Source organism: Azospirillum sp. OGB3, assembly GCF_014192915.1.
Lineage (GTDB): Bacteria > Pseudomonadota > Alphaproteobacteria > Azospirillales > Azospirillaceae > Azospirillum.
Window position 1 is genome coordinate 1 of the sequence record NZ_JACHYN010000044.1, and the last position, 10,976, is coordinate 10,976.

Sequence of the window (10,976 nt, forward strand, 5' to 3'; positions counted from 1 at the left end):
GCCCGCTGCCGTCATCGCATGGTCAGCTTGGAGACGATGCCATCAGGCCATCGCCAACCAAGCCCACAAGCGTAAGGCGCAACTGTAATGCTAGGCCGCGGGCAGGAACAGGCGCAACGCCACGCACACCGGCACCTCGGCGCGCGCCAAGGTCAGCGAGACCAGGGATTGGCAATTGGCCTGCTTGCCAAGCTGCCCGCAGTACTGGTGGGCGACGCCGACCGAGTGCTCGCCCTTCTTGACCAGCGCCGTGTCATCGACCACCAGCACCGCATCCGGGCCACCGACCAGGGCTTGGGCCTGGCGGACCAGTTCCTCCGCCAGAGGCGCCGGATCCCAGCGCGAGGTGGAGAGAAAGTGATGAAGCTGCTGGAGGTGACCCGGCGCGATGCGGCTGGCCATCGGCTCCAGGCTCTTGCGCTCCCCCGGCGCCAGCAAGCCGGCGATGTAGAGCGGCGCCCAGCGGCGCTGGGCAGGGTAAGCAAGCCGCTCCAGGAACGGCGCCAGCCAACGCTCCAGGTCCGCCGTCCACGCCTCAGCTGCCTTGCCCATCGCCGCCTCCCAGGAAGAACCCTGAAACGCTCAACAGACAAGCCGGCCACCCCTTCCAATCAGGTTGGCAAGGTAGTGTTAGCCCTCTATCGGCGTCCGCTCATCCCCACGCTGACCGACCAAAGTCGTGTCTGCCCAGTGATTTACGGTGAATGGCCTCTGCTGATGGCGCATCATTGATGTGCGCCGATTCAAGCGCCTCATCGTGCAGGCGTCACGCTTGCGCGCTGTTACCAGGACCTTCTAACCGTAGGCATCCATATGATCGCTGGGCATCAGCCAAATGCGATGGTTGATTACGATTCCCAGGAGATTGCCGAAAAAGCGCACCAGCCTGAACACAATATGCAAAAAGTTGATGCTCTACAGGCCATGTGGTAGTGGGATAGGGATACCCTATCCGTTAAGGGATGCTACCATGCCGCCTTCCAGAATTCGACATCAGGAAATTTTTTCTGCGCTCATGCATTCTGCGTACCTTCCTGCGGAGGTGCCTCCAGCTATAACTGCGAGACACTTTGCGGCATATTGCCGATCAAATTACAATTCAATCAAATCCAAAGAGTCGACTGTACTTTCGAAGATCACTACCAGATTCGACAGGTTCAATGTTCCTCGGGAAAACGAGACTAGGCGAGATTTAGCCCTTGTTCACCCAGCCTCACAAGCAAGGGTGTCTCTGATAATTACTAAAAATCACAGAGAAATCAGAACGATAATAGGTAACTCACAGATTAGTCTGTATAATCCAAATCCAGACCTGCAGAACTACCGCGCATTTAAGGGGGTTTCTTTTGCCAACCTTGACAAAAAAAGAAGCGACATCGCAAGAAGATCTTGTTATGTGCTATCAGCCGACATTTCTCGTTTTTTCTATACAATATATACACACTCCATTCCGTGGGCTGTTCTAGGAAAGGCAAAGGTCAAGGAGCTCATGAATGGAGGAAAGAAGGGGAAGAAAGGCGGTAAACCTTTTCATTGGACCGATGAACTTGACCGCGCACTTCAATCGTGCCAGTCGAGAGAAACGTTCGGCATACCCGTCGGCCCAGATACCTCAAGAATAATCGCCGAAGTACTGCTCAGCGGCATTCACAATGACGAAGGAGTTGCCAAGGCAATAAGCGGCAGACCTGGCTTTAGGCTCGTCGACGATTTTTTCATTGGATTTAATTCGGAAGTTGAGTGCGCAATCACCCTAACCTCCCTTCGGAATGCATTATCAAACTACAATTTGCAACTAAATGACGACAAGACTGCTTTAAAACCCTCACAAGCGATTTTCATGGATCGCTGGCGATACGAACTAATGCAGCAACAGATTCGACAAGGCAACGCTAGGTCGCAGGCGAATGACATTAGAAAACTCACCGACCTTGCTCTATACCACACTCACGCTTTAGGAAACTCTTTTCCCGTTAAGTGGGTTGTCCAGAAACTGATATCAATCCAGTATGATGATGGAAATTTTGGCCTTATACTATCTACTCTTCTCCGACTTTCCAGAGAATTCCCTGTATGCATAAGTCATGTTGCTACATTTATAATTAATAACAAGAAGAAGTGCCAGGGCCCGCTCGCAATCAACCTTATTTCCGAGTGGTTGAATGTGGTATTCAAGACACACGCTCGCCACAGCCATGATTTCGAAGTGGCATGGGCATTGGTAATTTGTGGGGCACTTAAGATTAAAGTGTCTCGCGCAGAATTTTCTGACTACCACAGTTCAACTTGCTCTGCGGTATACGCCATTCTTGGACTTCTTAATGAGAAAGGGCTTCTCAAGGAAAAATTTGCTACATTCAATTGGCGCGCCGCTGTAAAAAAAGAAGGTGTGGACGGAGTACATTGGCTTATGTACTACGAAAGCGTTCGCAGGAGGTGGACGAAAGATAAGCAAATGGAGGCGGCCATACAAAATCATCCGTTTATGTCCGATTTGTTGAGCAATGGCGTAACTTTCTTGGACGACGCAATATTTGGTGATGTATCAATTAATCTTACTAAACGGAGGATTCGGAAGATTAACGCAGCCCTAATGCCAATCGAGGAAGACCCAACTGATGAGGGATCATTCGGTTTAGCCAGCATGTGAATACATGTTGGTACCGCAAGGTCAGTATTGAGACCTAGGGCCTGTTAGTTCTTGATCCAATCGAGAGCGGCGGCGAGGCAAAGGACGCCGGTGAAGGAGTTAGCGGTTTTCTCGTAGCGGGTAGCGATGGCCCGCCACTCCTTGATCCTGGCCCAGAAGCGCTCGACGCGGTTGCGGTTGTTGTAGATCCACGCCGGGCAGGCGACCGGCGCATCGGTCTTCTTGTGCGGGATCGCCGGTCGTGCACCGAGGTCCCAGACCCGCTGGCGGAAGGCGTCCGAAGCGTAGCCGCGGTCGCCCACCACCCAGCCGGGAACCTCCGGCAGGATCGCCAGCAGAGCGGGGACGAGCGGCAGTTCATGGGCTTGGCCGGGGGCCAGAGCGAAGCCGAGCGCCCGCCCACCACCGTCCACGATCACGCAGGCTTTCGTGCCATAGCCGCCACGAGAGCGCCCAAGCGCTTCACGCACGTCCCGCTGTGCTCCAGATCCCCTTTTTTCGACGCGCCCGCCGCCTTGGCGTGCGCCCGGATGTTCGTGCCGTCCAGGAAGGTCATGCCCAGGGCGATCCCCCCGCTGCTGGGCGAGATCGAGCAGACGCTCCCACACGCCCAGCCGAGCCCAGCGGATGAAGGTCTGCGCCGCCATCCACCACGGCCCCAGCTCCGACGAGATGCTCCGCCACTTCGCTCCGTTCTGATGCCGCCAGAGGATCGCCTCGATGGTCCGGCGCAGGTCGTGGTGCTGCGTCTTGCCGTGGGGGCGGCATTCCTCGATTAGCGGGCGCAGGATCGCCCATTCCGTGTCCGTCAGAACCTCAACTCGATGCTCAACTGCCATCCCTATCAGGTAGGCAGAGGCCTCAAGAACTAACAGGCCTTAGTCCATTGCTACCGAAGCCGCGTCTGAGAGTGCTTTATCTGCGCCTGTCAATTCACCGAGAACTCCGCTCATAAAGTATAGTGGACAGTCACCGGAGGTTGGAAACTCATTTACCATCCATTGAAGTCTGTCTTTAAAGCGCTTGAGCACTGGCGGATCCTTCATTGTTCGACAAAAATTTGCCTCGGCCTCAATCTCTGAATGGTAGAAGCTTTCGAAGCGAAAACTTTCCCTGCCATCCGCCAACAGAGCACCTCCTGCGGTATATCGCGACGATCCGATATAAAGAGCCAGAAAATCGAAGTCGGTCACAACTACTTCATTCACCTCCAATGACATCCCATAGCTTTGATTCTGAACTACGATAGGTACCACATTAAATCCTTTTAACCTATCGGAGTCGACACCGAGGTGGCCAGCAACCCTTTCGATATTTTCCTTTACCCATGCGGCTTTCTTCCGAGCCTGAGAGGCTGCCTTCTCTATAGCTCTATTGCGGTTTGCATACTCAAGTGGATCTGACGGGAACATCCAGCATTTTACCTCCCCAACAAACAGAGTTCTTCCAATGGTGAACAAGAGGTCAATCTCTTCCCCCGCACCCTTCCTCTTGAGCGCATGTTCGGCACAAATTGATTTTGAGAGAATGCCATTCCGCTTTATCGCAGATATAATTTCGCGGCGAACATTAGATTCGAACGGCTTACCGCGTGAGTTCTCGTTCTCATCGTCCGTAAGCCCTCCCCGCTTCATTATTATTTCTATAGTGCGCTGCATATTAGGATTTGATACTACTGGCCTTGCAATACAAACTCTGCTCCCGTTAGAAACGGAGACCAACGGCGCTCCCCAGAGTCCCTTATACGAGGTCGGCGTCCACGAGAAAAATTCAATTATCACCCGCGCCTGCTCATCAGATACTGAAAGGCACTGCTGGAATATCTCTTTAAGCCTCTCCACTGAAATTCCCAGCGACCACAGTGAGACGCACTCTCGGCCAGAAAGTCCCCTTTTGCCAAGCCCGCGTGCAAGCACTTCCGCGATGTCTGAAATTATCAGAAAAGCCTCTACAGCCACACTTACTGACACCCCCACACTTGGCAGGTTTTCATTCCAAAACAAGCTCAGGTAGCTGTTGTCCACTGACACCTTTGTTAGATAAAGCGAATCTGGTTTATTTTCACTTTGTTTGGGAACATTCACCCTAAATTCTTTCTTACCATTAGGCCGAACCTCGATTGCCGTAACAGTTCTGCGGCTTATTTTCTTTTGCCGCTCATCGCTTGACATTTTATGCTTCCAGTCACTTATTGCTAGCACAGCGTGTTGACTGAACTTACTTTCATGCCGGATACCCCAGGATATCCTCAGCTTCTCCTTATCAATATCGCATGGGGCATGAATCACAGCCCCATCGTCGTCAATTAGCTTCCAGTCGTTCCATATTGTTTGCTGCCAAAGCGATGCGTACCCCTTTTCAATGCTGCAATACATCAATGCTGCCGCAGCGACCCCTCCATAATTAGAAATGACATCATTCTTAGCATTAACGTAGGCGTTCTTCTTCAACCAAAGCTCAACAGCATCCACGGTATTATCAAACATGTCGCCTGCGGAGAGGCTTTGAATGTTGCCACCAAGAGGAGTGGATGCCAACCGATCTAGCGATGTCTCGCCGCCCCTTATTAGCTTCTTCACCTTAGCCTGCTGCTTATCCATAATAATAGAGCATTGATAGTTAAGCGTCGCAATAGCTAGTTTTCGAGACGTTGGGGCGCTTACGCCCTCCAGAAAACTGCCCCCATATCGGGAATAAAGGTAGATGCTATCCCGACCGAATGTCAGAGCGGCTCTCAAAATCTCTTTATCCCTGTCGGTTGGGTTCGTTAGTAATTTATAGGACGCAAACCATTCCATAGGATCAGCATTGCGGGATGTGGGGTTTTGGATTAAATTTTTTCTAGCCGCCAACTGTAATTCGGACGTGTGGGTACTCATCCTTTGATTCTCCTATGAAAATGCGGTGCTATCGTTACTGATCTCCACCCAAGGCATCAGGTGGGTTGCAAACTTCAACGAATGGTGGCCACCAAACCTCGCTTCAGATAATGCGCCAAAGCAGGAGCCTAGAATGGATGTTGAAAGAGGAGGGCCTTGCATTGAGGTTGTGTATTCACCTGTGATGCTTTCATATGGTAGCGTCAATCAGCATGATTGCTGGGTAGAGTACATCAAACTTATAAAATTATCAACCAGTGGCGGACAGCTGACATTCTACAGAGCCGACGCGTGCTATTGTCGAATAAGATGGTGCGGACTAAGAGTGCTTTGCTCTGTCGAAAGCCGTCGGGTAAGCGTGCTATTGTCGAATAAGATGGTGCGGACTAAGAGTGCTTTGCTCTGTCGAAAGCCGTCGGGTAAGAGCGCAACCGCATCAGTGGGTTGGCCGCCTTCGGCTGCCGGAGCGAGAGGAAACGCAGTTGTCCCTCGACCCATTGGGATCTCTCACTCTTGTTGCTGAGGCTTCGACAGAGCAGCCTGCGGTGAGCGCCCGCCCCGCCTCCGGCCCTACGCCAGCGGCCGGGCGCGCGAGCTCGCGGTTTGGGCGGACGCTGAGCCGGATCGCACGCTGCGCCGCTGTCTCAAGGCCGTGGCGGCCACCGTTGACATGAAGCACCTGCGTCTGCTGGTCCGTCAGGACCTTTGGGACGGCGGGGATCTGCTGGCTGTCGCCCGGCGGCACCGCGTCAGCGTCCGCCGCGTGCGCGCATGGATCGGTGAGTTTTCCGCGCGGGTACAGCAGGCGGCCTGACAGGCGCCGCCGGACGGGGAGAGGTTCAGCGACCTTGCCCCGTCTTTTTTGCTCGCCCTGGAACCGGGGAGCGGCAAGGGTGACCGACAAGCGCCGCTCCCGGTCAATCCGCCGCCTTGGGCAGTTCGCCCTTGTGCCGCCGCAGCATCCCGACCAGCGTCTTCCTAAACGCCCGCCGCACGGCATTCCCCAGGAACAGCGCGTTCTCCCGGTCGATCCACAGCGCAGGTTCCTTGGCCTGTTCGAACGCCGCCACGATCCGGCCGTCGAGGTTCGGCTTGAAGGTGCCCGCGGTAATCCCGGCGCGGATGGCCTTGTCCATGCGCCCGGCGATCCACGCCATCACGGGGACGGCCATGCTGTTGCCCAGCCCGCGCAGCCGCAGTTTCTCGGGCGACTTGGGGTGATCCCAATGCTTCACCTCAGTCCAGCCGTCCGGGAACCCCATCAGCCGCTCACCCTCCAGCGGCATCAGGGCGCGCAGCCGGAGCGTGTCGCCCTCGCGCCGGATGACGAACGGCCGCGCCGAGCGGTGCTGGCCGTATTTCGCCGTCATCGTGCAGGCGATACGCTTGCGCACGGTCACCAGCCCCTTCTGCCCATAGGCGTCCACCAGCACAGCATCCTTGCGGGCGCCCGCCGTCCCGCCGGGGTTCGGCGGCAGCATCGCCTCGAACGCCTTCCACGCACCGGGGGTGCCGGACAGCCGCTCCGCCAAGTCGGCGACCGGGAACGACGCCCGGCCCTCGGCCGCCACCTCCAGCGCCGCCCGCACCCACGCTGGCAGGTGCTGGCGCGCAACTTTGTCGCCGCGCTTGGCGCAGGTTTCCACGTACTTGTCGGCGCGCAGCAGGACGGCCCCGGCGTGCTCGGGGGTAATCAAGTAGCCCTCCTCTTCCGTGGGGTCACGGACGAACACCCGGGCCAGAGCATTGCCGAGCCGCTTCGGCTTGGCAGGTCCCTCGGGGGCGTCGGGCAGCCCCCAGTAGGCCATGCCGCCCGCCGTCCACTCTGGTTCGCCCAACGTCGGCCGCTTGTCGAACAGGACCTCCACCGCGTCGATGCCGCTGGCGTGCGTCGTGGCCGCGACGAACAGGCGCTTGCGGGCCTGCGGCAAGCCGAACAGGCTGGCGTCCAGCACGCGCCAGACCACCGTCCGCTCCGGCCCACGCACGACACCCGCTTTGGGCCAGGACAGCAGCCGCCCCTTGGGCGCACGGGGACGCGGAATGGGAACATCGCCGCCGCACAGGACGGAGAGCACCGAGCCGAACAGATCGCAGGCGTCGTCGTACGCGGCGTTGGCCCGCCCGTTATCGACGTCCACCGTGTCGTCGTCCGCGTGCCCGGCGTCCGCCTCACGGTCATAACGCTGGGACAACACCCCGCGCACGTTCTCCCACAAAGTGACCGGCGCCGATGAGCCGACGGCGATGTCCAGGAACGCCTCTGTGAGCTTGCCGCGCGGGTCCTGGGTGCCTCGGCGGCGCCCGGCCAGCGAGAAGCTCTGGCACGGGCTGCCGCCGACCAGGACGTCGAAGCCACCTAGGTGCTTGCCGCGCACGTAGCGGATGTCGCCCAGGTTGACGACCTCCAGGCTGAGGCGTTCGGCCAGCACGGCCGCGGAGTACTGGCTGCGCTCCGAGGGATCCCACTGGGCGACCGCGGCACACCGCCAGCCCATGTCTTTGGTGGCCGCCGAGAACGCCTCGATCCCGGCGAACATTGAGACGAACCGCGGACGGAAGGTGCGCGCCGTCACGCGCTTGGTCTTGGGCTGCCGTCGGACGTCCTCGGGGGCAATGTGTTCCGGCGGTGTGACGGCGTCACGGTGCGCGTCGGCCCAGACGACCAGGTGTCGGGCAGCCGCCTTCGTCGTCATACCCCAGCGCTCGGCGATAGCCGCGAGCGCGGCATGGCTCACGGCGTCGAAGTCGATCGACAGCGCGCCACCGGCCTTCGCCACGCCCGCACGGTGCCGCTTCTGGCGCTGCCGCGCCAGGGCGCGAACATGCTCTCGCCGCTGCTCGCCCAGGCGCTCGCGCTCCGCGTCCGCGGCCATGTCGACCGAGGCTTCGGAGCCTTCGTACTCCTCGACGGCTTGACCGAGCGCCCTCAGGCGGGGAAGGTGCGGCGGGGAACTTGTGTCGCTCATGCTGGGTCCGCGGTCCGGAAGGGAGCGGCACCCTGCCAGCGGCCTCGCCTTGGAACCAGGGGCCGCGTTGCCGCACCTCTGAATTTGGCCTTGCGGTCGCGCGTGACACGGTCACGCGTACTTCGTCTGGATCAAGCACCGTGACGCGCTTGAGGCGAACGTCACGGCGATCCGGCGCGCCTGTCTATTAGGTCATCTATGCTGACCTATTCGCATTGCTGAGGCCGCTGCGCTCCCCTCATGTCGCCAACGGGTTCACGGAGGCGGCGCTCTGGCGCGGGGACAGTCGTCGCCCGGCGCTGCGCGCCCAGGACGGCGCACGGTGACCGTCCCCTCCCCGTCCGCCGATCCGGGCCGGATGACGGGCGCCCTGATTAGCCGGGTCGGCTGTCCCAGGATCGTCGCCCGCATCGTGAGGACGGGCGGCCACCCAACGCGGCGTTCGTCGTCGCCTGCGCTTCGCGCAAGAGCCGGAGCCTGCCCACACCACCCCGGCTTTGCCGGGGCGGCAAAGAGCGGAGATGTCGTCGCCCGCCCCGACGATGTCCGGCGGCATTCACAAAGATAGAGCTTCGTCCAGCACGACGGGTCCGACCAACCCCATGGGGACGACCTGTCGCTCCGTGGGGATGGGCGACGGCTTCAGCGGCGATGGGACAGGCCCAAGAGGGCCACGGAGGCGGCCTCCGTATATTCTTACGTTAATGCCCACCAAAACAGTGGCGTATCAATGGCTACACGGGGGTGACCGCATAAAAACCCGTCGCCATTCACTATGGGAACAGCGGGGACAGCGCCCCGATGGAGGACGCCTCCACCATGCCGCTGGAGCCGACCCGCCACCCCGACGCAGGCGGCTTCCAGATCTTCTTACGTTAATGACCGCCACGAGCGAGACGGCCCAACGCCTTGAAGACAGTCACCGCATAAAACCCCGGCGCCATTCACTACGCCGAAGTGTCGTCAGGAATGCAGCGGGGCGCCCTCACCCTCGTCCTTCCCCCTCCCTGGATCGGGAATCCTGGGATAGCCTTGAAGGACGAGGACACCGGGCACGAGGGCAGGCATGGCGGCGGACACTCTTGAGGACGAGCGGAAGACCCGCGTTCCTGTGGATGTCCGCGCCCGCCGCGACATCGCCAAGGCGCTCACGGCATGGGCCGCCCACGGCTACCCTGTGGGCAATGGCATCCGCGTGCTGAGGGCGCGGGCCACGCTTGACCTTCAACTGCCCGACGGCATCCTGTCGCGTGCTGCCATGAAGTTGGCCGACCTGCTGCTTGCGCACGCCTACGCCGCCGGGGCGAACGCATCCACCGTACGCGTCGCGCTCCCCGACCTCGCCGCGTTCCTCAAGGTGTTCGACAGCGGGCGCCCGCCGCGCCCGGGCGAGATCATGACGTTGATCAAGGAGATCGCCGCAGCGGAGATCGTCTGGAACGCCACGGGGGCCGACCGCTCGATGGCGGAGGCCATCAGGTACCCGGCCATCGAGAACCCGAGCTACGACGGCGAGCGCTGGCTGAACTACGCCGTCCCCGAGCCGCTGCGCCCGGCGGTTGTCTCACCGCGCTCGTATGTCCGCTTGGACCTCGGGGCGGTACGGGCCTGCCGAACGGCGTTCGGTGTGCGTGTCCTGCATCTGGCGGCCCTCTACGCCCCTGCGGCGGACCGGTTCAGGAGGACCGTCACGAAGATCTACACCGCCGACGAACTCGCCGCCATGATCGGCTACAAGCGCCCGCGCGTGCGGCCGTCCCAGCTGATGTCGGAGGCCGTGAAAGGCGCATTGAACGACGTACCGCGCCTGCCAACGGGACCGCGGTTGGTGATCGTGCGCCCGGTGGAACTCGGTGGTATGGGCCTGGACGGAAAGGCGGAGGAGAATGATCCCCGGTTGTTCCGCATGACCGTCCACACGACCAAACCCCGGAAGCAGAGCGGCATGCCCGGACGCACAGGCGTACGGTCTGGAATGACCGTCTGAGCGTCGGGGGGACAGCGGCTTCCGCATCAAGAACGGGAGTTGGTACCGGGGGGACGGGACGAATTTGCAGGGCCGGAGCCGCAGAAGGCGCTCTGGTGGAGGACGGTGTGGAGCGACAGCCAGACGGGACGCACAAGGACATCCCGGTGCTCGCGGCGGACCCACGGGCCTGTGGCGGGAAGGGTGGGAAGGCGGAACGGGAGCGGGTGCAGCACGAACCCCGCGCGCCTCGCCCGACGCCGATCACGTCACCGCCCTCCCCTTCCGAGACGACATCCACCGCCAATTCGCGTCAATCGGCGCCACGCTTCTGACGGACATTGGACGGACACGGATTCAGCATCCGATCCGCCGGACACGGAAAAGCCCGCTAAGCCATTGGCCTAGCAGGCTGATTTGGTTGCGGGGGCAGGATTTGAACCTGCGACCTTCAGGTTATGAGCCTGACGAGCTACCGGGCTGCTCCACCCCGCGGTTGTTCCCTAGGGAAG

Annotated in this window: 6 protein-coding genes, 1 tRNA gene and 1 pseudogene; 3 read left to right on the forward strand and 5 right to left on the reverse strand. The window is 59.8% G+C overall.

Annotated features, from left to right (window positions below):
* Positions 1 to 93 precede the first annotated feature (93 nt).
* Positions 94 to 552, reverse strand: a pseudogene (locus FHW79_RS31775) (transposase); the annotation flags it as partial.
* Between the two features lie 418 nt (positions 553 to 970).
* Between FHW79_RS31775 and FHW79_RS31780 the strand changes: the two are divergent.
* Positions 971 to 2,650 (forward strand): RNA-directed DNA polymerase, encoded by a 1,680-nt coding sequence (locus tag FHW79_RS31780; RefSeq protein ID WP_183182614.1) that lies wholly within the window; start codon positions 971 to 973, stop codon positions 2,648 to 2,650.
* Positions 2,651 to 2,694: 44 nt separating this feature from the next.
* Here FHW79_RS31780 and FHW79_RS31785 read toward each other — a convergent pair whose 3' ends face one another.
* Both FHW79_RS31785 and FHW79_RS31790 read right to left on the reverse strand, forming a co-directional pair.
* A complete protein-coding gene (locus tag FHW79_RS31785) occupies positions 2,695 to 3,489 on the reverse strand; it encodes an IS5 family transposase (protein ID WP_247884721.1) in 795 nt (264 codons plus the stop codon).
* 39 nt (positions 3,490 to 3,528) lie between these two features.
* Positions 3,529 to 5,529: a hypothetical protein gene (locus FHW79_RS31790; RefSeq protein ID WP_183182615.1), complete on the reverse strand. Its 2,001-nt coding sequence runs from the start codon at positions 5,527 to 5,529 to the stop codon at positions 3,529 to 3,531.
* Between the two features lie 670 nt (positions 5,530 to 6,199).
* On the opposite strand from FHW79_RS31790, the gene FHW79_RS31795 reads away from it, so the two are divergent.
* Entirely contained in the window at positions 6,200 to 6,343 is a 144-nt protein-coding gene (locus FHW79_RS31795; protein ID WP_183182616.1) for a hypothetical protein, read from the forward strand.
* A gap of 103 nt (positions 6,344 to 6,446) precedes the next feature.
* On the opposite strand, the gene FHW79_RS31800 is transcribed toward FHW79_RS31795, so the two are convergent.
* The gene (locus tag FHW79_RS31800; protein ID WP_183182617.1) at positions 6,447 to 8,498 is read right to left on the reverse strand and encodes a DNA cytosine methyltransferase; all 2,052 of its coding nucleotides are present in this window, start codon (positions 8,496 to 8,498) and stop codon (positions 6,447 to 6,449) included.
* Positions 8,499 to 9,564: 1,066 nt separating this feature from the next.
* On the opposite strand from FHW79_RS31800, the gene FHW79_RS31805 reads away from it, so the two are divergent.
* Complete coding sequence (locus FHW79_RS31805) at positions 9,565 to 10,485, forward strand: hypothetical protein (RefSeq protein ID WP_183182618.1); 921 nt, start codon at positions 9,565 to 9,567, stop codon at positions 10,483 to 10,485.
* Between the two features lie 397 nt (positions 10,486 to 10,882).
* Here the strand turns inward: FHW79_RS31805 and FHW79_RS31810 are convergent.
* Positions 10,883 to 10,959, reverse strand: a tRNA-Met gene (locus FHW79_RS31810).
* Positions 10,960 to 10,976 lie beyond the last annotated feature (17 nt).

Excerpts from the sequence above, each read along its gene's own strand:
- FHW79_RS31780 (WP_183182614.1), top strand. The coding sequence starts at position 971 with ATGCCGCCTTCCAGAATTCGACATCAGGAAATTTTTTCTGCGCTCATG.
- FHW79_RS31785 (WP_247884721.1), bottom strand. The coding sequence starts at position 3,489 with ATGGCAGTTGAGCATCGAGTTGAGGTTCTGACGGACACGGAATGGGCG.
- FHW79_RS31790 (WP_183182615.1), bottom strand. The coding sequence starts at position 5,529 with ATGAGTACCCACACGTCCGAATTACAGTTGGCGGCTAGAAAAAATTTA.
- FHW79_RS31795 (WP_183182616.1), top strand. The coding sequence starts at position 6,200 with ATGAAGCACCTGCGTCTGCTGGTCCGTCAGGACCTTTGGGACGGCGGG.
- FHW79_RS31800 (WP_183182617.1), bottom strand. The coding sequence starts at position 8,498 with ATGAGCGACACAAGTTCCCCGCCGCACCTTCCCCGCCTGAGGGCGCTC.
- FHW79_RS31805 (WP_183182618.1), top strand. The coding sequence starts at position 9,565 with ATGGCGGCGGACACTCTTGAGGACGAGCGGAAGACCCGCGTTCCTGTG.